Origin of the sequence: Nonomuraea sp. H19 (assembly GCF_052068215.1) — a bacterium.
GTDB lineage: Bacteria > Actinomycetota > Actinomycetes > Streptosporangiales > Streptosporangiaceae > Nonomuraea.
The window spans coordinates 147,310-172,511 of the sequence record NZ_JBQHCV010000019.1 but is presented as its reverse complement, the minus strand read 5'-3'; the positions used below and the strand labels follow the sequence as shown (position 1 = coordinate 172,511).

Genomic DNA, 25,202 nt, shown 5'->3' with positions numbered 1-25,202 from the left:
AAAGCAGGTGTCACATGCGGCGTGCCGCGATGATCTGTGTCGCCTTTCTCCTGATCTGCGGGTGCAGTTGGCGGACCACGGAGGCCCCGGCCGCGCCACCGGTCGTGCAGATCTCACCGGTCCCCGACACCAAGCGCGCGCGCCCCGACCGCGGCCTGGTGGTCCAGGCACGCGGTGGCACGCTCAGCCAGGTGGTCGCCTACCAGGCCGGGCAGCCCGTGCCCGTGCCCGGCAGGCTCGACGGCTCCCGCACGATCTGGCGCTCCGACTGGACGCTCAAGCCCGCGGCCGAATACACGGTGACCGCCACGGCCGCGGGCGCCAACGGCCCCGCCACGGTGGCCGTGAGCCGCTTCCGCACCCGCCCGGCCGAGCAGAGCTTCCAGATCGCCTCCACCGCGCCCCTGCCCGGCGAGACGGTCGGCGTCGGCATGCCGATCATCATCGACTTCGACACCCCCGTGACGGACAAGGCCGCCGTCGAGCGGGCGCTGGAGGTCAAGGCGGAGACCCCGGTCGAGGGCGCGTGGCGATGGATCAGCGACACCCAGGTGATCTACCGCACCCGCGGCTTCTGGGCGCCCAGGCAGCGGGTCACGGTCACCGCGCACCTGGCCGGCGTGCGCCTGGCCACCGGCGTCTACGGCACCACCGACTCCACGTTCGTCTTCACCGTCGGCCGTGAGCAGACCAGCGTGATCGACACCAGGACGCACCAGATGGTCGTGCAGCGCGACGGCGAGGTCATGCAGCACATGGCCATCAGCGCCGGCATGGCCACCACCCGCGAATACACCACGACCAGCGGCATCCATCTGACCATGGACAAGGCCAACCCGGTCCGCATGGTCTCCCCCGGCCGCGACAAAGGCGATCCGGATTACTACGACCTGCTGATCGACCACGCCGTGCGCATTTCCAACACCGGCGAATATGTGCACGCCAAGGACAACGTGTGGGCGCAGGGCCGGGAAAACGTCAGCCACGGCTGCGTCAACGCCCGGCCCGACCAGGCCGCCTGGTTCTACGACAGTTCCCTCCGCGGCGACCCGGTGACCATCACCGGCACCGACCGCGAGCTCGAATGGAACAACGGCTGGGGCTTCTGGCAGCTGCCGTGGGAGAAATGGCGGCAGGGCAGCGCGTTGTATGTCACCGACTCCGCTGGTGGATGGGTGCCGAATAGGTAAATCCGGGATTACGGTAGAGGAGGGGGAACCACTCGCGGATACAGGCCCGTTGTCCTATGAGGAGGGCCGGACATGGATGAATGGATCATCTGGGTAATCCTGGCAGTCGTCCTTGGCGTGGCGGAGATCTTCACCCTCACGGCCTCACTCGGTCTTCTCGGCGTGGCCGCCCTGCTGACCGCCGCGACCGCCGCCATCGGATTGCCCGTTCCCCTGCAGCTGCTGTTCTTCGCCGTCTCGTCCACGGCCGGCCTGGTGGTGCTCCGGCCGATAGCGATGCGCCACATCAAGCACCCGCCGCTGCAGCGGTTCGGCGTGGAAGCACTCATCGGCAAGCCCGCCTACGTGGTCTCCGAAGTGACCGGACGCGACGGCCGCGTACGCATCGGGGGCGAGGAGTGGTCGGCCCGCGCCTACGACGAAACCCTGGTGATTCCCACGGGGGCCACCGTCGACGTCATCGAGATCGAGGGCGCGACAGCCCTCGTATATCCCCGGGAGTGAGCCAATGGATCCGCTGTTGCTGGTCGGATTGTTCGTCATACTGTTCGCGGCGATCACCCTGCTCAAGGCCGTGCGGATCATCCCGCAGGCCCGGGCGCGCAACGTGGAGCGGCTCGGCCGCTATCACCGCACGCTCAAGCCGGGACTCAACTTCGTCATCCCTTACATCGACCGCGTCTACCCGATGATCGATCTGCGTGAGCAGGTCGTCTCCTTCCGCCCGCAGCCGGTCATCACCGAGGACAACCTGGTCGTCGAGATCGACACCGTCCTCTACTTCCAGGTCACCGACCCGCGGGCGGCGGCGTACGAGATCGCCAACTACATCCAGGGCGTCGAGCAGCTCACCGTCACCACGCTGCGCAACGTCGTCGGCTCCATGGACCTGGAAAAGACCCTGACCTCGCGCGACACCATCAACAGCCAGCTGCGCGGCGTCCTCGACGAGGCCACCGGCAAGTGGGGGCTGCGCGTCAACCGCGTCGAGATCAAGGCCATCGACCCGCCCAAGACCATCAAGGACGCGATGGAGAAGCAGATGCGGGCCGAGCGGGACAAGCGGGCCGCGATCCTCAACGCCGAAGGCCAGCGCCAGTCGCAGATCCTCACGGCGGAGGGCGACAAGCAGAGCCGCATCCTGCGCGCGGAGGGCCAGCGCACCGCCGCCATCCTGGAGGCCGAGGGCCAGTCGCGCGCCATCGACCAGGTCTTCCAGGCGGTCCACCGCAACGACCCGGACCCGAAGCTGCTGGCGTACCAGTATCTGCAGGTGCTGCCGCAACTGGCGCAGGGGAGCGGCAACACGTTCTGGGTGATCCCGAGCGAGGTCACCTCGGCGCTGCAGGGGGTCTCGAAGGCGTTCACGGAGGCCCTGCCGAAGTCGGCGGCCACGCGGGACCAGCTGCCCGAGACGTCGGAGGCCGACGAGGAAGTGGCCAAGGCCTCGGAGGCGGCGGCCGAGGCGGTCGCGGACGCACAGGAGGCCGAGAGCCCGAACGGGCCGCGCCAGCTCACGCAGGGCGTCCAGGGGCCGTCCCCGTTCCCCGACCTGGAGCGAGAGCCCAAGGAAACCGGGCGCTGAGGTCCAGGTGAGTGCACCCGGCACGCGGAGGGTGCGTGTGCCGGGCCGCGTTCACGGTCGGTCGAGAGTCGGTCGAGGGGTGAGACGCCAGGTCAGGCGATGGCTTCGAACAGGTGGCGAAGCCCATCCTCACGATGCGCGGCTCGGGCTCGGCAGTTGACCTTGACAAGCGCATCCGCCAAGGCGACGTCCGGGTTCTCCTGCGGGATGTCATCCCGCATCTTGGTGCGCAGCCACTCGGAGATCTCGGCCCACGAGTAGATGCTGATGTTGTCGGCCTCTATGAGAGGCGAGGGGAAACCGCCGGGGCCGCAATCGTGACGATGCCCGCACGCATAGTAATGCGGCGGGCATCGGGATGAGGGCATGCCGTCGGATCAGTGGGACAGAGGCGCGTCCGTGGTGTCCACCAGCGTGCAGTCGGCGATCGGGTCCTCGCCGACGCGGAACCAGTTGCCCACCACAATGATCTCCTTCTCGTCGCGAACGATCAAAGAGCCGTCCGCCCCCGTGGTGCCGTAATCCGTCCCCTCGGTCTCGTCGCCAACTTTCGAGATGCTGAACTCCAGCACACCCGTCTGCCCCGGGCCGATGACCTTCGGGTCGATGACGAAGCCCGGCTCCGTGACGTCGGCGGGGCGCGGGAAGACCGACAGCGGCGCCTCCTCCCTGCTGAGGAAGTGGCTGCTGCGGGGCTGCGGGCTGCACTTCTTACCCCTGGGGATGTAGTCCACCACCACGTTCGCCCCCATGGCCCGCAGGTCCTCTTGGAGCTTCTTCGGATCCTTGACCTCGTTGATCGTGATGTTGATGAGGCCGTCGGGGGTCTTGTTCAGGGCGTACGCGGGGGTGCCGCCGACCAGCGGCACCGCCACCGCGACGGCGACCGCGAGCCCGAGGACGGGAGCCAGGATGGCCAGGCGCGGCAACCGCTTGCGCGGCGGCTTGTTGTCGATCTCCGTCATCACGAACTCCTTGAGCAGTCGGTGACGGCCCTCGGGAAGATCACGCTCAGTCGGCCAGTTCATTGATCTCCTCCTTTTCCGGGCCGGGGTCACCTACTACCTGTCGGGCCGGCGGAGGCGGTTCCCCCTCCGCCGCGAGTTTCTTGCGCGCCCGCGACAGCCGGGACCTGACCGTGCCCACCGGGATGCCGAGCGCCTCCGCCGCCTGCGCGTAGTCGAGCCCGGCCCACACGCACAGCGCGAACACGTCCTGCTCCTGGCGCCGCAGCCGCCCGTACGCGCGGCGGACGCCGGCCAGCCGTTCGGCGTCGTCGATGCGGCCCACGACCTCGTCGGCGAAGTCGGGCACCTCCTCGCCCCTGGGCAGCCTGGCCAGGGCGTCGTCATGGCGGCGGGCAGCCCGGCGGACGTTGCGGGCCACGTTGGTGGCGATGCCGAGCAGCCACGGCCGCAAAGAGCCGCCCTCGGGGTCGATCCGGCCCTTTAATCGCCAGGCTTCGAGGAACGTCAGTGCCATCACGTCCTCTGCCGTGGACCAGTTGGCGGTCAGGCGGAAGGCGTGGTTATAGACGGCTTTGGAACATTCGTCGAAGAGTTCGCCGAACGCCGCCTTGTCCCCGTCACGTATCCGGGTCCGTAATGACATGTCCACATATGATTACTGTCCGGCTGAACCCCAGGGTTCCCGTCTAGTCGGACATTCCGCGCCTGCGCCCGAGATCGTCCCGCCACGCGGCGATCCAGCTCCGCAACTCGACGGCCTCCGCCTCACCCAGCCCGTAAGGTTCGAGATCTGCGGTCGCGAGCTCGCCGCACGTGGCAGCCTGATCGCGGCCAGGAGATCCAGCAGCTCTGCAGTGTCGCGATCTTTGAGCCGCGCGGCGCCGAGAGCCTCCAACTCCTGCTGGCCCACCAACTCGGCGAGACACGCCTGGATCCGGACGAGCGCGAGCGCCTGGCCACCGCGCTGGAGGCGGCCGAGCTGGCGGTCGCCAAGGTTTAGTTGCAGCCGTTTGGTTGGGGAGCCAAGCAGGACGCCGACCAGCCGACTTGGAGCTGCTGTCTTTTGAGAGGGAGGACCATGTGAACGCAGGCCCGTACCGTGCCATGCACTACGCCAACGGCGAGTGGAGCGAAATCGACGACGAGGTCATCAACGCCTTCCCCGACGGCGACAGCGATGACTTGCGAAAGTTAGGCTTCGAGCCCTGGCTGACGGTCGGCGACTATCCGTTCACCCCCCTGGCGCTGGAGATCCACCGCCGACACAGGATCCGGGGTTGCGGGCGCGGGTAACTGCGGCGACCAACAAGGTCGAGTCCTACAACGGGTTCTCCAAGTGGCTCGGCTTCGGCGGGGTGCTGGCCGACAACGACCCCGAAGAGCAGGAGAAACTGATCAAGTTCAACACGTTGCTGGCTAACCTGGTCGTCTTCCACAACGCGCTGGACATCTCCGACGTCGTGCGGCAGTTGGTCGCCGAGGGCTGGAGCATCACTGCCGACCAGATCGCCCCGTACCTGCGGGCCCACATCAGCCGCTTCGGAGCGTACGCCACCGACGAGCTACGTCATCGGCCGGATCCGTTCGATCCCCTGCTGAAGGAGGTCGACTTCGCCGACGTCGAGCTGGCCGCTTGATCACCGAGGCGTTGGTGCCGTTGTCGAATGTGCTGGGCCGGGGTCTCGATGTGGTGAAGGTGCGGCGGGCGGCTGGAGCCGGTCTGGGACGATCTGAGGCATGGCGCGTGGTGACGGTGGCGGCAGGGACGGCTGGGGCGAGCCCGAGTGGCGGCCGGTGAGCGACGTGGTTTCTCGGAGGCTCGTCACTCAGCCTGGATTGATCGGCAAGGTGTTCCGATGTCGGCGCGTCACCTGAGATCGGTCAAGAATGCGGGCGTCCGCAGAGCCGGTACCGGCGCGGAGCCCGGCGGCCCGGGCGCGGGTCCTGTCGGCATGTGTCATGGGGGGATGGTCTCGAGTGCGTCCTTCAGGCAGCGCAACGCGGCCCCGAGCTCGTCCCGGGGCGGTGTGGCCAGTGCCAGCCGGAGTGCTCGGGGACGGTGGGGGCCGGTGGCGAAGGCGTCCGCGGTGGATACCAGGATGCCTTTCTCCGCGAGCACGGCCGCGACGTGATCGGGGCGCTGGTGCGGCTCCAGGCCGAGCCACACGATGTATGAGCCCGGGTGTGCCGTGAGGTCCAGGCCGGCGAGCGCGGCGCGGGCGATGTCCTGCCGGGCGGCTGCGTCCTCGCGGCGGTCTTGCTCCAGGCGCGTGACGGTTCCGTCGGTGATCCAGCGGGTGGCGAGTGCGGTGACGACTCCCGGGGCTCCCCAGGCCGCGGTACGAAGACCGCTCGTGGCTGCCTCCAGATGGCGGTCGGGCAAAACCGCGAAGCCGAAGCGCAGGCCGGGTGCCACGTTCTTGGACAGGCCGGCGACGTAGCAGGTGCGTTCGGGCGCGAGGGTCTGGAGCGGTGGTGGCGGGGAGGCTTCGAGGAAGGCGTAGGTGCCGTCCTCGATGATCAGGCATTTGTGTGAGCGGGCGAGGGCGGCCAGCCGGTCGCGCTGCTCCCGGTCGAGCACCCAGCCGAGCGGGTTGTGCACGGTGGGGATCGTGTAGATCGCGCGGACGGGCCGGGCGCGGCACAGCTGATCGAGCGCGTCGAGGTCCGGTCCCGTGGCCGTGACCGGGATGGGGGCCAGGTCGAGGCCGTGTGCCGAGGCGAGGAGCTTGATTCCCGGGTAGCTGAGCGCGTCGATGGCGAGGACGTCGCCGGGCCGGGTGAGGGTGTGCAGCACGATGTCGAGCGCCTGCTGGGTCCCGCTCGTCAGCAGGACGTTGCGCGGCACCGTGTCGATCCCCCGCCCCAGCAAGTAGGTGGCCACAACCGCCCGGTCGTGGCGGTGTCCGCCCGGCGGGTGCTGGCGCAGCAGCGCCTCGACGTCTCCCGACACCGCCATCGTGCGCAGGGCCTGCCGCAGCAGGTCGGCCTGCCCGGGGGCCAGGGGCTGGTTGAACGACAGGTCCGCCACCCGGGGCACCGGCAGAGTGCGCGACGGTTCGAGCCCGTCGTAGCCGGACCGCACCCGGACGAACGTTCCCCGGCCCGGCTCTCCCGCGACCAGGCCCAGGGCGGCGAGTTCGGCGTAGACCCGGGTGGCCGTGGCCAGCGCGATCCGCCGCTCGCGCGCGAGAGCCCGGTGGGTCGGGAGCCGGGCGCCAGCCGGGAGCGCCCCGGAGCGGATGGCTGACGCGAACTCGTGAACAACGGCCTTGTAGGACGACGGTCGCATGGCACACCTGCTGCCCGTTGCAGAACCCGTTGGGACCGCCCCATTGTATCTAGGACGATTATTGGATCGTCCTAGAACGGTGCTCGTAGCCTCAGGAGGTCGAACCCAGAGGAAACGGAGCACCCCGGCATGACCGTGCGCATCGAGCGAGAAGACCAGGTAGTGGTAGTCACCATCGATCGAGAGCAGAAGCTCAACGCCCTGGACTACCCGACGATCGACGCGCTGCTCGCGCAGCTCGACCTCATCGACTCCGACGACAGCATCCGGGCGGTCATCCTGACCGGCGCCGGGCGCAAGGCGTTCAGCGCGGGCGCGGACATCCCTTCGCTGGCCTCCAGCATCGCAGGAGGACCCGAACGTGCGCTGCGCGAGATCGTGCGCCGCGGTCACGGGCTGACGCGGCGGATCGAGGAGTTCCCCAAGCCCGTGATCGTCGCGGTCAACGGTCTCGCTTACGGCGGCGGCTGCGAGATCACCGAGGCCGCTCCGCTGGCGATCGCAGCCGAGCACGCCGCCTTCGCCAAACCCGAGATCACCCTCGGGTTCCCGCCCCCCTTCGGCGGCTCCCAGCGCCTGCCGCGGCACGTCGGTCGCAAGCGCGGCCTGGAGATGATTCTGACCGGTGACCCGATCCCGGCCGCCCAAGCCGCCGAGCTGGGCATTGTCAACACCGTCGTACCGGCAGACGAGCTCCTCGACGCCGCACGGGACCTGGCCGCACGGATCATCCGGCACGCACCGACGGCCGTCGCGGCGTGTCTGCGCGCGGTGACCCGCGGTATCAACCTGCCGATCGACGAGGGCCTGGCGGTCGAGGCGGCGAACTTCGCCGCCACCGTGCCCACCGACGGCGTGCGGACCGGCCTGCAACGATTCCTCGACCGGATGAGTGTGTCCGCCTGAATCTGGCAGAAGAGTTGGCGCCGCTCGCTCGTGACCGTCCGGCGCGTGCCTGAACACCACGAGCAAAGAAGACAGACGAGGACCGGGCCAGGAGGACACCGTTGATCGATCGTAATGCGACCTATGTGGACGGAAAGTGGACGCCGGGCGCGGCGGAAACGATCGACGTCGAGAACCCGGCCACCGAGGAGGTGATCGGTACGGTTCCCGACGGCACGACCGCTGACGCGGACCGAGCGGTGCGGGCGGCACGTGCTGCGTTCCCAGGCTGGGCAGCGGCGTCCCGCACTGAACGGGCTAACTGCCTGCGCAGGTTGCACGACGGTCTCGCCAAACGATCGGCGGAGATCGCCGAGACGATCGCCACCGACGTCGGCACGCCGATGCGCATCGCCAGCCGGGTCCAGGCCGCGGTCCCGCTGACCGACATCGCCAGCTACGTCGAACTGCTGCAGGAGGACGAGCCCGAGGAGCGGATCGGCAACTCGCTGGTCCTCAGGGAGCCCGCGGGCGTGGTCGCGGCGGTCACGCCGTGGAACTACCCGCTGCACCAGGTCACCTGCAAGATCGCTCCGGCGCTCGCCGCGGGCTGCACGGTGGTGGTGAAGCCGAGCGAGGTCGCTCCTCTTGCCGTCTACCAGCTGTTCGATGCCATCCACGAAGCCGGGTTCCCGCCCGGCGTGGTGAACCTGATCAGCGGCTATGGGTCGGGTGTGGGCGAGGCGCTGGTGACCCACCCCGAGGTGGACGTGGTCTCGTTCACCGGTTCGGGCCGCGGCGGTGCCCGCGTCGCCGAGCTCGCGGCACGGTCGGTCAAGCGCGTCACTCTCGAACTCGGCGGCAAGTCCGCCAACGTCATCCTCGATGACGCCGATCTCGGCACTGCGGTGAAGGTGGGAGTGGCCAATGCCTTCCTCAACGGGGGGCAGACCTGTACCGCTTGGACCCGCATGCTCGTTCCCGTCCAGCGCCACGACGAGGCGCTGGAGCTGGCGAAGAGTGTTGCGGAGGGCTTCGTGCCAGGAGATCCGCTCGATCCGAAAACCAAGCTCGGGCCGCTGGTGTCCGCTGCCCAGCGCGACCGGGTGCACGGATTCATCAGCCAAGGCATCGAAGGCGGCGCTCGCTTGGTGACCGGCGGGAACACGGCGCCTGACGGCTTTGAGCGGGGCTACTTCGTGCGGCCGACCGTGTTCGGCGGAGTCGATCCGGACTCGGTGATCGCCCAGGAGGAGATCTTCGGTCCCGTCCTGTCGGTCATCCCGTTCGACGGCGAGGACGAGGCACTGGCAATCGCGAACAACTCCGCGTTCGGTCTGCACGGCGCGGTCTGGTCCGCGGACCAGGATCGCGCGATTGCCTTCGCGCGTCAGGTCCGTACCGGGCAGATCGACGTCAACGGCGGCGCTTTCAATCCGCTCGCTCCGTTCGGCGGCTACAAGCGGTCCGGCATCGGTCGGGAGATGGGGCGGCACGGCCTGGCCGAGTTCCTTGAGACGAAGTCCATCCAGCTCTGACAGGACAAGGAAGACTTATACCCTTCGGTGTTCGATCAGCCGTCGTGAAAGGGTTGCTGGCTGACGGGGTCTTCGGGCGCGTGCCGGGCGGACGGATCGGACCCGGCCGCGTGGCGCAGGTGTTCGGCAAGCGCCGCGGTGGCCGTCGACCCAGTGTGGTCCTTCACCGTCCAGGTCAGTAGATGGTGGCGGCGAGCCCAGGGCTCCCGCAGTTCGCACACGTCGACGGGCTGGCGGGGATCGATGGCGCGACCCGGGACGACAGCGAGCCCGACGCCTGCGGCGGCCAGGGAGACGAGGACATTCAGATCGGCGACAGTGGTGCGGTGACGCACCACCGGAGCGTGGTCCCCCAGGTGTTTCTCGATCCAACGGCGCAGCGAGGAGTCGGCGTCGAGGCCGACGAGAGGGTGCTCAGCGACGACCACCTCGGGACCACGCAGCATTACCTCGCGGTGTTCCAGGAGGACCTGATGCGCGCTTACCAGGGTTTCCTCCGCGCGCGCCGGGCGATGCGCCCCTCGGAGGAATACCGAGAGCCGACCGATGAGGAGTGGGCTGAGTTCCAGCAGCACTTCCTGTTGCGCCGGGTCGAGCTCGGCAACTGCGGCCGCCCCTATGCGGCCCCTTGTCACCATGAATTCGCCTGCATCAGGTGCCCGATGCTGCAGGTGGACGCTCGGGAACGTCCCCGTCTGGTGGAGATCGTGGACAATCTCCGGGTGCGCATCGACGAAGCTCAGGAACGGGGCTGGCTCGGCGAAGCCCACGGGCTCAGTGCCAGTTTGGAGGCAGCCAAAGCCAAGCTCGCCTCACTTGACCGACGCGGGCATACCGACCTCGGTTTCCCGTCTATGCGGTGCCGGGATTGACGGGTGCTCGATGGTGCCAGGGGGCGGTAGCGCATGACTTGGAACGCCACGGTGGCTTCGCCACCGCTGCCGACCGCCGACCTGGAGCGTGTCGGCATCCCCGAGGGGCAGCGAGTACGCCTTCGGACGTTTGGGCATGTTCGACGCGTGATCCGGCAATCGCATTGTGTGGACCCTTCCCGGGATCGATGATGCCGGTATGCGCAGGCGTGGGCTGGTATGGGGCGGGGCCGTGGTCGCGGTGGCGGCGCTGGCGGCGCTGGGCGTCTACTTCGCGAAAGTGGGGCTGGCGCAGGCCGACCAGTTGGCCAGCGTGCTGGGCTTGTTCGTGGCGGCGGCGGGGCTCGGGGTGGCGATCTTCGGGCTGTGGGGCGGGGCCGGGGGCGGCGGTGTGCGGCAGGTGGCCAAGGCCAGGGGGAACAGCCGGACGTACCAGGCTGGCCGCGATCTCATCCAACGCCCGTCGGTGCGGCCCGAACCGGGGGCGGGCGACGGCGGCCTGGACTCCGATGGCATGGACCGTGATGTCTCGCGCCCTGTGCGGCAGCAGGCCAGAGCCGACGATGGGAGTCAGGTGCGTCAGGGCGGCCGGGACGTCATCGCGGACGCCGACGGTGATGGGAGCGGGCGGTGAGTGCGGCCTGGCGGCCGCGAACGCCGCGCCAGCACGCGCACGCGACGGGGCTGGCCCAGATCTTCCAGGCCGCCGGGGACATGATCGTCTACGAGGGCGGGGAGCCGTACCGGTGGGCGTCCTGGCTCGCGCCGGCGGCTCCGGCTGTCCAGGCGGAGCCGGGGACGGCGTGGAGGCAGCCGAGCGAGTTACTGCGAGCGGCCAGCGCGGTGGTCGACTTCACCGGCCGCACTGCCCTCCTGGAGGAGTTGCGTGCCTGGCGGGACGGGGCCGGGCCGGGGACGACCGGGCAGGACGAGGTTGCGGTCGAGCTGATCCACGGCCCGGGCGGGCAGGGCAAGACCCGCCTGGCCGGTCGGCTGGCCGAGCTATGGCAGGCCGAGGGGTGGGTGGTGCTGTCGGCCCACCACCGGCGTGACCGCTCTGTCGCCAAGGCTTTTGCCGTCCCGGATCTGGAGCGGGCGGGCGGGGTGTTGGTGGTGGTGGACTACGCCGAGCGGTGGGACACCGCCGATCTGCTGACCTTGCTGGGTGACGCGCTGATCCGCGGGCGGCTGCCGGTGCGGGTGCTGCTGCTGGCCCGCCCGTCAGGCACCTGGTGGCAGAGCCTGCACGGCCGTATCCAGCGTGACCTGGGCGTGACGGCGACCTCGCGTGAGCTGAAACCGCTGGAGAGCGAGGCGGGCATCACCCGTCAGAGCTTGTTCGCCGCCGCCCGCGACCGGTTCGCCGATCTGCTGCAACGCCCTGCCGCACGGCAGGTCGCACCGCCGGCGGCGTTGGAGCGTCACGAGGCATACCGGCTGGTGCTGAGCGTGCAGATGGCCGCCCTGGCCGCGGTCCTGGCCGAGGGCAGCGGCCAGGACCCGCCCGCCGATCCGGTCCAGGTCTCGCAGGTGCTCCTGGCCCGCGAACGCGACCACTGGGAGGCGCTACACGATCGACGGGAGCGGCCGCTGGCGACCTCGCCGGATGCGATGAGCCAGCTCGTCTACACCGCCACGGTGACCGGCCGCCTCGGGCACGCCGACGGCATGGCCGCCCTCGAAAGCGCCGCGATCGAATCGCGCGAACATCCCGGGCAACTCATGAAAGATCACGCGGTGTGCTACCCGCCCTCCAGGGTCATCAGCACCTCTCCCCTAGCGCTGGAGGCGGCGCGAGGTGGCGAGGTCACGGTGCTGGAGCCGCTGTATCCCGACCGGCTGGGGGAAGACTTTCTCGCGTTGTCCACGCCCGGCCACGCCTACGATTTCCCGGCCGACCCGTGGGCCGAAGCCGCCCCCGCCCGGCTCCTGACCGCACCCGGTGACGCGAGCGAGCAGGTTGCCGACAGCAGCGGCGTGCCGGTGTGGATCCGCCATGGGCTGATCACTTTGATCGAGGCCTCCCGGCGCTGGCCTCACCTGGCCCAAAGCCAGCTGTATCCGCTGCTGGCCGTCCGCCCCGACCTGGCACTGCACGCGGGAGGTGCCGCGCTGACCACGCTGGCCACCCTGCCCGGGATCGACCCGGGGCTGTTGGAGAGAATTGAGGCGGTGTTGCCCGACCATCGACACATCGATCTGGACATCGGTATCGCCGCGGTAGTCGTTCGGCTGGCCGAGCATCGGCTGACCGAGGCCGACCCCGCCGATCGTGCCCATATCCACGACCACGTGGCCATCCGTCTGTCCTATGCCGGACTACAGCCCCTCGCTCTGGAACAAAGCCGCCAGGCCCTCCAGCTCCGGCGCCATCTCGCTGGGGCTAACCGGGATGCCTACCTGCCCGGCCTGGCGATGTCGTTGAACAACCACGCGGCCTGGCTGGCCGAGACCGGGCAGCAGGAGGCGGCGATACCGGTCAGCGAGGAGGCCGTCCGCCTGCGCCGGGAACTGGCCGGGCTCGACCGCGCCGCCTACCTACCCGACCTGGCCACCTCGTTGAACAACCACGCGAACCGGCTGGCCGAGACCGGGCAGCAGGAGGCGGCGATACCGGTCAGCGAGGAGGCCGTCCGCCTGCGCCGGGAACTGGCCGGGCTCAACCGCGCCGCCTACCTACCCGACCTGGCCACCTCGTTGAACAACCACGCCGTCCTGCTGGCCAGGACCGGGCAGCAGGAGGCGGCGATGCCGGTCAGCGAGGAGGCCGTCCGCCTGCGCCGGGAACTGGCCGGGCTCGACCGCGCCGCCTACCTACCCGACCTGGCCACCTCGTTGAACAACCACGCGAACCGGCTGGCCGAGACCGGGCAGCAGGAGGCGGCGATGCCGGTCAGCGAGGAGGCCATCCTCCTGCGCCGGGAACTGGTCAAGCTCAACCGCGCCGCCTACCTACCCGACCTGGCGATGTCGTTGAACAACCACGCGGCCTGGCTGGCCAAGAGCGGGCAGCAGGAGGCGGCGATACCGGTCAGCGAGGAGGCCGTCCGCCTGCGCCGGGAACTGGCCGGGCTCAACCGCGCCGCCCACCTACCCGCCTATATTCAGAGCCTCACTGTCCTTGGATATGTGCTGGTCGAAGGAGCCCGATTCCGTGAGGCTGTTGCTCCTTTGGCCGATGCGTTCATCGCCGGGGAGCAGTTGCCTGAGTACGCGCAAGGCATCATCGACGTCATCGTCCATCTGCTACGCCGTACATACGCCGGGGACCCCAACGGGGTGAGCGAGGAGTTTCGTGAGGTCACCGGCCAGGATGTCCCCGATGGGATGATGAAGCAACCACCCGCAACTGAAGGCTGAGAGAACCCTCGTCGGCTGTGCCGCGACCTGCCCTTGGCCGTCAGGCGAGGTGTACCCCAACACCACACCCCCGGCCTCCTTTGAACGGCGTCAATGTAGGGTCCTCGCCCGAGCTTCTTGACGCCTGTCCGCTGGATATTGAGAGTTCAATCTGACGTTCCGGCTGATCAGCACCGCTACCGCCTCGGCCCTCCGTGGTTCCCGACCTTTTAGTCGCCGGAACTTACAGCCAGGGCGCCGGCGGGCTCAGCGAAACGGGCAAGCTGGTTCGAGCGGCGTTCGACGCGCTATGTTTCTATCTGGGAGTCAGGACGCGCACGTTCCTCGCCGCTGCCACCGCCGCCCACGCCGACGCCGACGCGGGAGCACCGCCGGCCAAGGTCCCTCGGGTCCGCGAAGTTCGCCTTCCTTTCTGCTGATCGCATGTGCATCCGCGAAGGTAAGGCAGCGTGGGGGCCCTGCCGGAACAGGACGACACCATGCCCAGGAACAGCAGCGCCGCCCGCCGCGAGCAAGCCCGCACTCTCGCGGCCGCCGAGGGGATCTCCTACACCCAAGCCCTCCGCCGCGTTGGTGAGGCCCGAGCCCCTGTCGACGAGGCCGACGGCGAAGAGATTGCTCCGGTAGTCCAGAAAAGCAAGAAGGAGATCCGCGCCCGCCAGGCCAAGACCGGCAAGGCGTACAACGCGGCCGCCCGCGCCCTCGACCACGAGCGCCAGGCCGACGCCGAGCCCGAGGTGTTCGTCGCGGGCTTCACCCGGAACGGGCGTCCCTGGGTCTCCTCCTGGGACGGCAACGAGCTGCACGACGTCAACCCGGCGTGTGGCCATCACCTGGGCGCGTTGTGCGGCGGTTACGGAGTCTGCACCACCTGTGACGCCTGCTACTGCGCCGAACTCGCGTACACGAACGCCATGGACGCCGAGTACGAGCGGGAGATGAACGAGCACCTGGAGCACGACCAGCACCAGGCCGACTGCGAACTCTGCGAGCGCGAGCGCCAGAAGTCCGCCGACTACACCCGCTGCCCGGAGTGCGGCCTGGCCTACCCGGACGGCATCGGCGACCACCACAAGCACAACCCGCCCTACTGCCGCCCGCTCCCGGCCTACCGGCTGGGCATCGACTGGGGATACCTGCGAGGCCAGCACGTGACCCTGATCGGCCCCAGCTACAACATCACCGGGTACGTCCTGCCCGACCAGCCGGCCCCCGACCCCCGCGCCTACCACCCGTACCTGCAGCTGCGCCGGACTGACCCCGGCTACGAGGGCGAGGTGGCCCCGTTCAACCCGCGTGACTGGCTGGAGGTCCACCCCGCCCCGGCGCAGTGATCTTCCTCATTCGCGGTCGGATTGTTGGAACCCTCGCCTGAGCTGCGCTTTAGCTCCGTCCCGAAAACGGGTAATCGGCGACGCCGATACAGTGCTCTTTGCGGCATCGTCCCAGGGACGGTGCCGCAAAGAGCATGAGCGCTGTTGGCTTCGACTGACAAACGCGGTCATCAGTGACGAACCCAGCCGCTCGTATCATCCGCGCGTACCGGTGCTCAGAACCCTGGGGCCACCCAGTGCGCCATTACTCCGGTACGCCCCTCAGTGTTGCTGCCGACGACGGCGGTGCCAGCCTGCCCTATGCGGTACGCATGGAGCGTCACGATGTCCCCGGCGGCGAAGGTGTGCAGGAACGTCTGTCCGGCGGTGTCCTGGCTTCCATGCGCCGATGTGCGTTGGGACCCCGGAGTTACCACTTCTCCCACTCGCTGGTCTCGAAGCACTTGTGCACCCACCACGTGAGCTTCGCAGGGCCCGTCCAGCCCAGGTAGGGCCCGTGCCCTTGCAGGCATCGCGCCTGCTTGGCCACCCTTGGTTCCCATCTCTTGCCGTTGGAGCACTGGGGGATGTACCTCTTCACGATCGGCTTGTTGCACAACCACTTGATGGTGGGGGTCCTGTCCATGGACACGACGGCGCTGGATGTCATTGCCGGAGTCATGGCCTGGGTTGCCGCCTCCGCCGTTCCGCCCGCGAGCACCAGGGCGAACGCACCCGCCGTGACTACGGTGCTGATCTTGGTGATGGCCTTCATGTCGTCTCCTTCGCTCGTGAATCCGCTCGTATCCGAGCGGGGGTTGCAGGAGTGAAGCTAGGCCTCGCCTTGTTGAGGTTTTGTTCAGGATCCGTGAAGCTGCCCCCCTTGCCCTGGAATTGCTCGAGCGACCGTCCCGAAATCGGTCTTTTGCGGGACGGTTGCACAGGCCTGCGCCGTGATCGCGTTTCCACATGAACAGCCGTCCCGAAACACGTCCCGAAGATCTTGATTCGACACTTGAGCTGCTGCCCTCTAAACAAGGGGGCCACTGTTGGCCCAGTGTGCCCCCGGCTGCCTGTGTGCGTTACCGCCCGGAGCTTCACGACGCGGGCTCGGCGCCGCGCCGAGGGAGCTGTAGTGGCATGGCAAGCCCCACGAGATCACACGGTCTATGCGCCTGGAGGAACACCGCGAGGACGGTCACTGGGTGGCGCTGTACGGCGTGTGTGGAGACGCACGCCAAGACCGGCATGTTCGACCGCATGCGCCACATCTCCGGCTCGCACCTGCGCCGCGATGACCTCGATATCACCCTGGCCGCGCTCACCGTGGCCAGGTCCTGCAACGTGGGCCTGGTGCCGGTGATCAAAGAGGGGATGCCGGCGCTGGCCGAGCACCGGCTGCTGGGCGTGGAGAAGGGCTACTTTCACGGCGAAGGCATCGCCGCGGCCTCGGCCTGCCTGGTCGACAAGCAGGCGGGCATCGACATCACCGCCGACTGGGGCGGCGGGCTGGTGGCCTCGGTGGACGGCATGCGCTTCGTCGTGCCGGTCCGCTCCCTGCACGCCCGGCCTTCGCCGCTCTACTGGGGGATCGGCAAGCGCGCACGCGGCTCGACCTGGCTAAACACCGTCTCGGACAAGGTGATGGGGCTCGGCGGGTTGCTGGTGCCCGGCACGCTGCGCGACTCGCTGTTCATCCTGGACGCCATTCACCGCCTGGACGCCGCCGAGCACCCCGAGGTGATCACCACCGATCAGGGCAGCTATAGCGACGTCGTGTACGGCCTGTTCGCGATCTGCGGTTATCAGTTCGCGCCGCGGCACGCCGACATCACCGACACCCAGCTGTGGTGGGTCGACACTGCGATGCTGGAGGGCACCCTGACCCGCGATCACAGGTCCGGCAACGCGTGGGGCGCCTTCAACACTCTGGGCCTGCGCCGGGTGTCGCTGCCGGCCATCGTGCAGCACTGGGACGACATGGTGCGGGTGGCCGGCTCGCTGGCCACCAATCAGGTCCGCGCCTACGACTTGATCCGGATGATGATGGCCGACGGCCGCCTGACCGGTCTCGGGAACGCCTTTGCCCACTACGGCCGGATCTTCAAATCGCTCCACCTGCTTCAGCTCATCCACGTCGAGGAGTACCGCAGGGTGATCGGAGCCCAGCTCAACATCGGCGAGTCCCGCCACACCCCGGCCCGCCGCGTCTTCTTTGGCAACCTCGGCCGCCTGACCAGGGGCTATGAACGCGGCATGGAGGACCAGGTGGGCGCGCTCGGCCTCGGGCTGAACGCCATAATCTGGCGGAATTCGCTCTATATCGATGCGGCGGTCAAAAAGCTGGACAGCGGCGCGCTGGGCATCAAGGGTGGGCAAGTCACCCCAGAGATCCGCGCCCATGTGCTGCCTCTGCTGTTCGAGCACATCAACTTCCACGGCTTCTACCCGTTCAACCGCCCCGAGGTCGGCGGAGAACTTCGCGAGCTTCACAACCCGGCCGCCGCAGAAGACGACAGGTAGCATGCCGGAGATCGCGAGAGCCGCTGGCGTCGGGGGCGCGGGGGTCAGAGTGCGGCGGAGCGAAAACGTACGCTAAGCCTGCCCTCGCAACTCGACATCTGACGGTGTCGAGGACCCCCTTCTCGGTCGACGTCACCAGGGTAAGTAACTCTGTGTGACGGTTGGCATCCGGGAAGGCTCGGTCCGGAATTTGATGCTTCAGGGTGAGGTTGCATTCGGTACCTGGGTACAGGTTTGCCGTCGAGGTATAACACAAGACATCGCCCCTGACCTGGGACGGCCCCCTCCGCCTGCACCTTGCCCACTGCCGAGCAGCCGCTTCGCGTGGCCGAGTTCGACGCGTTGTTCGCCGACGCGGTGCAGGGCATGGTCAGTGCGGAGCCCGCGGGTGCGAGGGAGCTGGGCGGTGCCCAGACGTCGGCCTGGCCATACTGCGTGCGCCGGCGGATCGCCCGGACAGGCGGCGCGCCGCCGCCATGTCCGGGTGATGTCAGCAGGCGCTACTGAGGCGGGAGGAAGGGCGAGCCGAACGCCGCCTCGGCGACCTGGTTGCAGACCGGGTACCAGTTCCAGTCGCAGTTGATGTTCATGGAGACCAGGCGTCGGGCGTCGGGGGTGCCCATGGTGAAACTGGCGGTGCCCAGCTCCAAGCCAGCCACGATGTGGAGGGTGCGGCCGTTGGCCAGCGTCCATTGGCTCACGCCGGTGCCGTAGCGGGTGTTGGGCATCCAGTCCCTGGTGGGGACCGTGCTCCACATCGTGCGATGCTGCGCGGGCGGCAATAGCGAGCCGGTGATCATCGCGTTGGTGAACCGGAGCATGTCGCTGGTGGTCGAGACGGCGCCGCCGGCGGCCCATCCCCAGATGGTCCTGTCGGTGACGTCGACCGGATCGGAATCGGGGCCTTCCAAGAGTGACTCGTAGTTGTCGGGCGTGAGGCTGTCCGGGTCGATGCCGTCCTTGAAGAACTGTCTCGTATAGATCCTGGCGTGCGGTCCCCGGACCCGCTGCTCGGCGAAGGGTCGCGCGTAGGTGCCGGTCAGTCCGAGCGGCTGGACGACCGTTCTGTCGACCTCGTCCTCGTAGCTACGCCCTGTCGCCTTCTCGATGATCGCCCCGACGAGGTGGTAGCCGCCGTTGCTGTAGGCGAAGTCCGCACCCGGTGCGTACAACGGCGGAATGGCCATCTGGAGCTTCAGCAGCTGCTCGACGGTCCAGACGTCGTAGCGATGCGCGGCGAACCCGGGCCGGGTGTGATACTTGCGCGCGATCTCGGCACTCAGCCCGGTGATCCCCAGGCCGCTGGTGTGGGTGAGCAGCTGCCCGATGGTGATCTGACGGCCGTCGTTGCCGTTGCCTCGCACCACGCCGGGCAGCCACTCCTCCACGGTGTCGGCGAGGCTCAGCCTGCCCTCGGCCTCCAGCGTCAGCATCGCGGCGGCGGTGAACGCCTTGGCGGCGCTGCCGACGTTGAACTGCTCCCCGGGTTCGCGGCGGCGGCCGGTGCCCAGGTCGGCCACTCCGGCCGAGCCGAACCAGGCTCCGTTCTCGTCCTGAATCTCGGCGACGACGCCGGGCGTGCCGTACTCGGCCACCGCACGCTCCAGCGCCTTCTGTACGTCTTCGCGCCTGGCGTTCGTGGAATCGGTCATGGTGCACTCCTTGTGGACGGGATTTCGCTTCACACGATGGGGTGCGCCCGTGACGTACGGGTGATAGACGCGTGACAGACCGCGCTGGTTCTGTAAGCGGCAACCGGCGCCCCTTCAAACTGCCGAAGTCACCGCGCCTGCCAGCCGGTCGATGGCTTCCTGCCGGGGTAGCCGCGTGCCCCTTTGGTACGCCGCGTCGTACACGGCCGGGCCGAGCCGTACGCTCAAGGCGGCGGCGAGCTCGCGGACCTCGGGGTCTCCGTGGTCGAAGGCGCCACGGATCGCCTGGCTCATGCCGAGCGTGGTGGCGGCGCCGCCCGGGTCTCCCTCGAGGGAGAGCAACGTGGCCAGCCGCTGAGCGGCGGCGGCCAGGTCGTGCTGCCCGGCCGCTGTCCGGACGACGTCGGGAAGGAGGTCGCGGGCCCGCTTCGCGTCTCGGGCCGTCAGCCGGTTCGCCATCCGGGCGGGGAGCACGAAGCCGTCGAGCGCGTTGGCGGTCGGGAGAAAAGGGCTCTCCTGTGCGATCCGCTCGATGCGGTCGAGTTCTCGGTCGGCCCGCTCCACATCGCCGGAGCGCCGGTAGAGCTCGACCAGAGCGGCCATGACCTCAATCTGCTGCGGCTGACGCCCCTTCTCCCAGGCCGCCCGCTCGGCGATCTCGAGGTCTCGCCTGGCACCGGCCAGATCTCCCGCCCGCATCCGTTCCTGCGCGAGGGCGATGCGATGAGTGATCTCATGATGGGAGGTCAGCGCGATGCTGTGCTCGTAGAGGGCGATCGCGCCGTCGTGGTCACCACGAACGGAGCGCGCTCGTGCCACCTGGGTCAGGACGATGGCCGTCAACAGCCGGTCGCCGGTCCTTTCCAGCAGGTGGTGCGCCATGTCCAGCGCCGTCGCGGCGGCTTCCCAGTCGCCGCGCTCATGACCGATCATCGCCTCCATGAAGAAGGTGCAGGCGATGACCCAAGAGTCGGAGCGGCTGCGCGCCCTGGCCGTCTCGCGTTCGACCAGGTCGTCCTGGCGGGTGAGGTGTCCGATGACGAGCGTCGCCAGCAACACCGTGGGATAGCGCTCCAGCGCGCCAGTGCGCGCGCCCTCCTCGATGAGTGCCTTCGCCCGGTCGGGGGTGACGTCCGGCGCGTCGTCCCCCAGCGCGTGCATGATGTCGAAGGCGGCGCGGGCGTCAGGGGAAAGCACGTCGCCGAATTCCAGCACCCGGGCGACGAACGCCTCGCTGCGCGGTTCGTAGCGCACCATCGTCCAGTACCAGTACAGCGCGGCGAGGATCCGCGCCGCGGTCATGGCGTCGTCCTCGTCGATGGCTGTACGCAGCGCGTGGACGATGTTGTCGTATTCGGTGTCGAACACCCGCAGCGACGCCTCCTGCTCGTGGGAGCGCAGCAGCGGTTCGTGATCCTCGGCGAGGTCGGCGAAGTGTCGCGTGAACCGAGCCCGCGTCGTGTCCCGTTCGTCGGCGAGGTCGAGCTTTCCCCCGGCGTAGGCGCGGATGGTCTCCAGCATCCGGTAGCCGCTCCCGGTCCGCTCCACGATGGACTTGTCGACCAGGGAGTCGAGCACATAGGCGATGTCCCCCGGCGGCAACGTCTGGTCTGAGCAGATCGCTTCGATGGCGGCGGCGCCCGTTCGTGCGGGAAATATCGCGATACGGCGGGCGAGGGTCCTTTCCTGGTCGGTCAGGAGATCCCAGCTCCATTCGATGACGGCGTGCAGGGTTCGCTGACGGGGCTGGGCGCTTCGATTACCTGAAGCCAGGAGGCGGAACCGGTCGTCAAGCCGCCGGGCGATCTGATCGGCCTCCATGGTGCGCAGCCGGGCGGCGGCCAATTCCAGGGCGAGGGGCAGCCCGTCGAGGCGCCGCACGATGTCGGTGACCGTCTTCTCGTCCAGCGCTACGCCGGGCCGTACCGCCGTCGCGCGGTCGGTGAAGAGCCGGACGGCGGCCGGCTGAGGCAGCGGGCCGAGCCGGTAGAGCGCCTCGCCGATGATGCCGAGGGGCTCCCTGCTGGTCGACAGAATCGTCAGGTACGGCTGCCGCTCCAGCAACCGGCCGGCGAACTCGGCGGCCTCCGCCACGAGATGCTCGCAGTTGTCCAGCACCAGGACGGCCTCGGTGCCGCCGAGCAGCTCGGCCACCCGAGTCACCGGATCCGCCGACCCCCCGCCGAGCGGCCACGCGCCCGGGGAGCTCAGCGCGCCCAGAACGGCCTCGGCCACGACGTCGGTCCCGGATACGTCGGTCCCGGATAGGGAAACGAGCCAGACGCGGCCACGGCGGTGGCTGCGGTGACGGGAGGCGGTTTCCACAGCGAGCCTGGTCTTGCCGGTGCCGCCTGGGCCGACGACGGTCACCAGGCGGGAGCTCTCCAGCAGCCCGCCGAGCGTCTTGAGCTCGTCGTCGCGGCCGACGAAGCTGGTCAGCGGCGCGGGCAGCCAGCCGGGCTCCGGCTCCGCGCGTGCCCTCGGCGCCTCGCGCTCACCGCGCAGCACCGCCAGATGGGCGCTCCGCAGCTCTTCGGAGGGGTCGATGCCGAGCTGGTCGGCGAGGGTGCCCCGGATCCGCTCGAACACGCGCAGGGCGTCCGACTGCCGACCTGCGGCGTGGAGAGCGCGCATGTGCAGGGCGGCCAGTCGTTCACGCAGAGGGTTCGCGGCGCAGACCGCCTCCAGGTCGGGGAGGATGTCGGCGTGCCGGCCCAGCCGCAGCCCGGCCTCGAACCGGTCCTGCGCCGCCGCGATGCGCAGTTCCTCCAGCCGGGTGGCGGCTGTGGCGGCGAAGGGGGCGTCGAGCACGTCCGCCAGCGCCGGGCCCTGCCACAGCGCGAGCGCGTCATCGAGGAGCGCGGCGGCCACGTCCGGACGGTCAGCGGCGAGCTCCCGGCGAGCGCGGACGGCGAGCTCCTCGAACCGGTTGACGTCCACGTCCTTGGCCTGCAACCGGTAGCCGGTGGCCACGGACTCGATCGCCAGGCTGCCCAGGGCCTTGCGCAGCCGGTACACCAGGGCGCGCAGCGCGTTGGGGGCCCCCGCGGGCGGGTGCTCTCCCCACAGGGCGTCGACCAGCGACTCCGCCTGCACGACCTGCCCCGCCGAGAGGGCCAGGCGCGCGAGCAGGCGCCGGAGCCTGGGGCCGCCCAGGTCGATCGGGGTGCCGTCGTCGGCGTACACCTGGACCGGACCAAGCACCGCAACCCGCATGCACGCCCCTTCCCCAACCCGTCTCAGACTAGACGGGTGCGACATCGCGGTAGGCGACGGCCTACGACGATCTGCCCCACCACTAGTGTTGGGCACTCACCGAACGTCTTCGAGAGGGTCATCACTGGCGGCAACCTGGGGAAACAGGCTTAGCGTACGTTTTCGCTCCGCCAGTACTGACCTCCGAGCCTGCGCACCAGCAGCGACCGGATGAAGGCCGCCGGCATCATCCAAAGCGGCGAAGCGATCTTGTACCAGGCCGCCGCGCCCTTCGACCTGCCCGGCGAAGCCGATCAAGCCCGCGAGGTGATCGACGCCCTATTCGCCGCCCTGCAGCGCGTACGCGAACACCATGTCTTCGGGCAAGGGCATGGGACTGGCCGCCCCCCAGATCGGCCTGGGGGGCGCCGCCGCCCTGATCATCCCACCCGACGCCGACGCCGACGCCGAGCCGAGCCGAGCCGATCGTGCTGCTCAACCCGCGCATCGTGAACGCCACCACCGAGACCGACGAACAGTACGAGGGCTGCCGGTCCTTCTTCGACGTGCGCGGCATCGTCGCCCGCCCCCTGGTCCTGGAGGTCGAACACACCACCCTGGACGGCCAGCAGAAGATCACCCGCTTCGACCACGGGCTGGCCCGGCTGGTCGCCCACGAACTCGACCACCTGGACGGCCGCCTCTACACCAGCCGCATGCGCGACGGCCTCCAGCCCATCCCGGTCGAGGAATACCGCGGCATCGGCCAGCCATGGGTCCACGGGCGCCGCCCGGCGACCTGATCAAACGTGACGGTTTTCAGATACTTCCGAGAACGATGTCTTCCCGGAAGTAGAATCCCGACGTGACTTCCGAGAATCCGGCCCCAGCCAGGTCACAACCCCAGCTAACGACTTCCGAGAACACGGACCCCGTTGAGCCGAAGCGGCGAGGCGCCCGGCCCACGCCTCTCCCGGTGGACTACGCCGAGATCCTCGCCGGCTACGCCGCTGCCCTGCAGGAGATGCCGCTGGCGGCCGACACCCGCCGCACCTACGCCTCCCGGGTGCGGATGTACCTGGCGTGGCTGACCGAGCGGCCCGCCACCGGCGGTGACCCGCTCATCGATGCCCGTGCCCGGGACTGGGCGGTACGCGACTACCGCCTCTACCTGCTACGCGAGGCCGACCCCAAACGCTCGGTACGCTACGTCAACAACGCCCTGGCCGCACTCGACGACTTCCACCTGCGGCGCGGCCTGGGCAAGGCCGCCATCGCCCGCGAGGACATCCCCAAGACCGCGCCGAAGGCGATGGACGCCAACGCGCAGATCCGCTGGCTGCGCGCCGTCGAGGACTGGCCCCGTCCCCGTGATCGCGCGCTGGCCCTACTCCCGTTCTATGCCGGGCTGCGCATCGGCGACGCCGTCGCCCTGGACGTGCCCGACGTGCGCATCTCCGCCCGAAAGGGGATGCTGCACGTGTACGGCAAGGGCGGCAAGGTGCGCGAGGTGCCCATCCACCCCCAGCTGCGCCACCACCTGCTCGCCTGGCTGGATGAGCGCCGCACCTGGACGAACGCCGCCACCCAGCGAGCCCTGTTCCTCAACCGCCGCGGCGGGCGCCTGTCCACCCGCGCCGCCTCGGCCATCTTCACCGCCATCGCCCAGGCCGCCGGTTTGGAGGACGCCACCACCGCCCACATCGGCCGCCATACCTTCGTCACCCAGCTGATTCGCGGCGGCGAAGACCTCGTCACCGTCGCCGAACTGGCCGGCCACTCCCGCCTCGACACGCTGCGCATCTACAGCCAGCCCACCGACGACGACAAACAGGCCGCCCTGCGCCACCTCACCGTTGACCGCTAGCCAACTTGGGCGAGATGACCACCGACCCAGACGACACCAAACCCGCCGAGCAGAATCAACAAGCTCAAGGCCCCGGCACCCACACCGTGCCTGTCCGGCCCGACGGCTGGCCGGACTGGCTCGGACGACGTCCCATGACCAGCGACGACAGGGCCAAGATCCGCAAAGCCCTCGAAGCCGGGCTGCCCGAAGGACCGCTCACCGAATGCGGCCCGTTCCTGTGCTACCTCACCATCGACGGCCTTGAGCACAGCGATCCACGCAAGCTCATCGCGCTGCGCGGCCGCATCCACGCCGCCGCCCGCACCGCGGCGGAAGGACGCCAGACCGTCTACCACGCCACCGAGACCACCATCACCATCGGCATCCGCGGACCCGACGCGGCCGCCCGCATCAACCAACTCCGCCAGGCCCTCGCCAAACTCATCACCAAACACGGCTGGACCACCCGAGACGAACCCCGCTGACCTGCGGCTCAGCGCCTATCGAGAAGTCTCGTCGGAATATGACCACGACCCCGCTACGTCGCCGAATGGACGGCGGTCAAACGGCGGTGGCAACTCAGCGTGGACGCCGCCGAGAAGGCCAAGCTCGGCGAGATCGCCGAGAGCTACCCGAACGCTCCGCTGACCGGCGCATCCTGACCCACCCTCACCCGCACCCCGAAGCAAGGGAGCAAAGGAAGCAGCGTAACCTCGCGGAGGCCGCCAGCCCCCTGCACAGCGCCAAGCCCCACACCTGTTGGTGCGGGGATCGTCGTGACGAAGCCGGACCAGGTTTTCCAGGGTTGATAGGAACATGCTCTACACGGAGAACGCCCTGGTCCTGGGGTGGGATGACCTGGAGAGGCGCTGGAGAACCCAGAGACTATTTCTTACATGCGCTGCGCCCCGCCACCGGTTCACCGACAAGCACGAGTCCGGTGGCGGGGCGCAGGCCGGTCGGGCTGCCACTAGCTGCCG

Annotated in this window: 23 protein-coding genes and 1 pseudogene; 15 read left to right on the top strand and 9 right to left on the bottom strand. The window is 69.0% G+C overall.

Features of this window, described 5'->3' with window-relative positions; translation table 11 throughout:
• Positions 1 to 14: 14 nt before the first annotated feature.
• The 3 genes from ACTMTI_RS35970 (at position 15) to ACTMTI_RS35960 (ending at position 2,775) form a co-directional block, all read left to right on the top strand.
• Entirely contained in the window at positions 15 to 1,190 is a 1,176-nt protein-coding gene (locus ACTMTI_RS35970) for an Ig-like domain-containing protein (protein WP_441125143.1), read from the top strand.
• Between the two features lie 72 nt (positions 1,191 to 1,262).
• A complete protein-coding gene (locus ACTMTI_RS35965) occupies positions 1,263 to 1,694 on the top strand; it encodes an NfeD family protein (protein ID WP_441125142.1) in 432 nt (143 codons plus the stop codon).
• A 4-nt stretch (positions 1,695 to 1,698) separates the two neighbouring features.
• Positions 1,699 to 2,775 (top strand): SPFH domain-containing protein, encoded by a 1,077-nt coding sequence (locus ACTMTI_RS35960; protein WP_441125141.1) that lies wholly within the window; start codon positions 1,699 to 1,701, stop codon positions 2,773 to 2,775.
• 92 nt (positions 2,776 to 2,867) lie between these two features.
• Here ACTMTI_RS35960 and ACTMTI_RS35955 read toward each other — a convergent pair whose 3' ends face one another.
• Genes ACTMTI_RS35955 through ACTMTI_RS35945 form a run of 3 tightly spaced genes read right to left on the bottom strand, consistent with a single transcriptional unit; the run spans position 2,868 to position 4,386 of the window.
• Positions 2,868 to 3,143 carry a hypothetical protein gene (locus tag ACTMTI_RS35955; RefSeq protein ID WP_441125140.1) on the bottom strand — a complete coding sequence of 92 codons (276 nt, stop codon included), beginning with the start codon at positions 3,141 to 3,143 and terminating at the stop codon, positions 2,868 to 2,870.
• Between the two features lie 9 nt (positions 3,144 to 3,152).
• A complete protein-coding gene (locus ACTMTI_RS35950) occupies positions 3,153 to 3,803 on the bottom strand; it encodes a hypothetical protein (protein ID WP_441125139.1) in 651 nt (216 codons plus the stop codon).
• Positions 3,787 to 4,386 (bottom strand): RNA polymerase sigma factor, encoded by a 600-nt coding sequence (locus ACTMTI_RS35945; RefSeq protein WP_441125138.1) that lies wholly within the window; start codon positions 4,384 to 4,386, stop codon positions 3,787 to 3,789. Before ACTMTI_RS35945 ends, ACTMTI_RS35950 begins: the two co-directional genes overlap by 17 nt.
• 437 nt (positions 4,387 to 4,823) lie before the next feature.
• Here ACTMTI_RS35945 and ACTMTI_RS35940 point away from each other — a divergent pair, with 437 nt between their 5' ends.
• On the top strand, positions 4,824 to 5,036 hold the full coding sequence (locus tag ACTMTI_RS35940; RefSeq protein ID WP_441125137.1) for a hypothetical protein: 213 nt from the start codon (positions 4,824 to 4,826) through the stop codon (positions 5,034 to 5,036).
• Positions 5,012 to 5,380: pseudogene (locus ACTMTI_RS35935) on the top strand (Tn3 family transposase); the annotation flags it as partial. The gene ACTMTI_RS35940 and the pseudogene ACTMTI_RS35935, both read left to right, overlap by 25 nt.
• Positions 5,381 to 5,700: 320 nt before the next feature.
• On the opposite strand, the gene ACTMTI_RS35930 reads toward ACTMTI_RS35935, so the two are convergent.
• Positions 5,701 to 7,035 (bottom strand): PLP-dependent aminotransferase family protein, encoded by a 1,335-nt coding sequence (locus tag ACTMTI_RS35930; protein WP_441125136.1) that lies wholly within the window; start codon positions 7,033 to 7,035, stop codon positions 5,701 to 5,703.
• A 129-nt stretch (positions 7,036 to 7,164) separates the two neighbouring features.
• Between ACTMTI_RS35930 and ACTMTI_RS35925 the strand changes: the two genes are divergently transcribed.
• Both ACTMTI_RS35925 and ACTMTI_RS35920 read left to right on the top strand, forming a co-directional pair.
• Entirely contained in the window at positions 7,165 to 7,941 is a 777-nt protein-coding gene (locus ACTMTI_RS35925) for a crotonase/enoyl-CoA hydratase family protein (protein WP_441125135.1), read from the top strand.
• A gap of 101 nt (positions 7,942 to 8,042) precedes the next feature.
• A complete protein-coding gene (locus ACTMTI_RS35920; protein ID WP_441125134.1) occupies positions 8,043 to 9,458 on the top strand; it encodes an aldehyde dehydrogenase family protein in 1,416 nt (471 codons plus the stop codon).
• 35 nt (positions 9,459 to 9,493) lie between these two features.
• On the opposite strand, the gene ACTMTI_RS35915 is transcribed toward ACTMTI_RS35920, so the two are convergent.
• Positions 9,494 to 10,228, bottom strand: a complete 735-nt coding sequence (locus ACTMTI_RS35915) for a LysR substrate-binding domain-containing protein (protein WP_441125133.1) — start codon at positions 10,226 to 10,228, stop codon at positions 9,494 to 9,496.
• A gap of 301 nt (positions 10,229 to 10,529) precedes the next feature.
• On the opposite strand from ACTMTI_RS35915, the gene ACTMTI_RS35910 reads away from it, so the two are divergent.
• The 3 genes from ACTMTI_RS35910 (at position 10,530) to ACTMTI_RS35900 (ending at position 15,024) form a co-directional block, all read left to right on the top strand.
• Entirely contained in the window at positions 10,530 to 10,964 is a 435-nt protein-coding gene (locus ACTMTI_RS35910) for a hypothetical protein (protein WP_441125132.1), read from the top strand.
• Positions 10,961 to 13,690 carry a tetratricopeptide repeat protein gene (locus ACTMTI_RS35905; protein ID WP_441125131.1) on the top strand — a complete coding sequence of 910 codons (2,730 nt, stop codon included), beginning with the start codon at positions 10,961 to 10,963 and terminating at the stop codon, positions 13,688 to 13,690. Before ACTMTI_RS35910 ends, ACTMTI_RS35905 begins: the two co-directional genes overlap by 4 nt.
• A gap of 449 nt (positions 13,691 to 14,139) precedes the next feature.
• Positions 14,140 to 15,024, top strand: coding sequence for a hypothetical protein (locus ACTMTI_RS35900; RefSeq protein WP_441125130.1), 885 nt, complete (start codon positions 14,140 to 14,142; stop codon positions 15,022 to 15,024).
• Between the two features lie 409 nt (positions 15,025 to 15,433).
• On the opposite strand, the gene ACTMTI_RS35895 is transcribed toward ACTMTI_RS35900, so the two are convergent.
• Entirely contained in the window at positions 15,434 to 15,778 is a 345-nt protein-coding gene (locus ACTMTI_RS35895; protein ID WP_441125129.1) for a hypothetical protein, read from the bottom strand.
• A 449-nt stretch (positions 15,779 to 16,227) separates the two neighbouring features.
• Between ACTMTI_RS35895 and ACTMTI_RS35890 the strand changes: the two genes are divergently transcribed.
• On the top strand, positions 16,228 to 17,526 hold the full coding sequence (locus ACTMTI_RS35890) for a Tn3 family transposase (RefSeq protein WP_441125128.1): 1,299 nt from the start codon (positions 16,228 to 16,230) through the stop codon (positions 17,524 to 17,526).
• 324 nt (positions 17,527 to 17,850) lie between these two features.
• A complete protein-coding gene (locus tag ACTMTI_RS35885; protein ID WP_171074756.1) occupies positions 17,851 to 18,033 on the top strand; it encodes a hypothetical protein in 183 nt (60 codons plus the stop codon).
• Here ACTMTI_RS35885 and ACTMTI_RS35880 read toward each other — a convergent pair.
• From ACTMTI_RS35880 to ACTMTI_RS35870, 3 genes are all read right to left on the bottom strand, one after another.
• Positions 18,027 to 19,178 carry a serine hydrolase domain-containing protein gene (locus ACTMTI_RS35880; protein ID WP_305923743.1) on the bottom strand — a complete coding sequence of 384 codons (1,152 nt, stop codon included), beginning with the start codon at positions 19,176 to 19,178 and terminating at the stop codon, positions 18,027 to 18,029. The two genes, ACTMTI_RS35885 and ACTMTI_RS35880, sit on opposite strands and share 7 nt — an antisense overlap.
• 114 nt (positions 19,179 to 19,292) lie before the next feature.
• Positions 19,293 to 22,394 (bottom strand): BTAD domain-containing putative transcriptional regulator, encoded by a 3,102-nt coding sequence (locus ACTMTI_RS35875; RefSeq protein ID WP_441125127.1) that lies wholly within the window; start codon positions 22,392 to 22,394, stop codon positions 19,293 to 19,295.
• A 96-nt stretch (positions 22,395 to 22,490) separates the two neighbouring features.
• Positions 22,491 to 22,691, bottom strand: a complete 201-nt coding sequence (locus tag ACTMTI_RS35870) for a hypothetical protein (protein ID WP_441125126.1) — start codon at positions 22,689 to 22,691, stop codon at positions 22,491 to 22,493.
• A 170-nt stretch (positions 22,692 to 22,861) separates the two neighbouring features.
• Between ACTMTI_RS35870 and ACTMTI_RS35865 the strand changes: the two genes are divergently transcribed.
• The 3 genes from ACTMTI_RS35865 (at position 22,862) to ACTMTI_RS35855 (ending at position 24,707) form a co-directional block, all read left to right on the top strand.
• Positions 22,862 to 23,176, top strand: a complete 315-nt coding sequence (locus tag ACTMTI_RS35865) for a peptide deformylase (protein WP_441125125.1) — start codon at positions 22,862 to 22,864, stop codon at positions 23,174 to 23,176.
• Positions 23,177 to 23,349: 173 nt separating this feature from the next.
• Positions 23,350 to 24,240: a tyrosine-type recombinase/integrase gene (locus tag ACTMTI_RS35860; RefSeq protein ID WP_441125124.1), complete on the top strand. Its 891-nt coding sequence runs from the start codon at positions 23,350 to 23,352 to the stop codon at positions 24,238 to 24,240.
• Positions 24,241 to 24,254: 14 nt separating this feature from the next.
• A complete protein-coding gene (locus tag ACTMTI_RS35855) occupies positions 24,255 to 24,707 on the top strand; it encodes a hypothetical protein (protein WP_433014831.1) in 453 nt (150 codons plus the stop codon).
• Positions 24,708 to 25,202 lie beyond the last annotated feature (495 nt).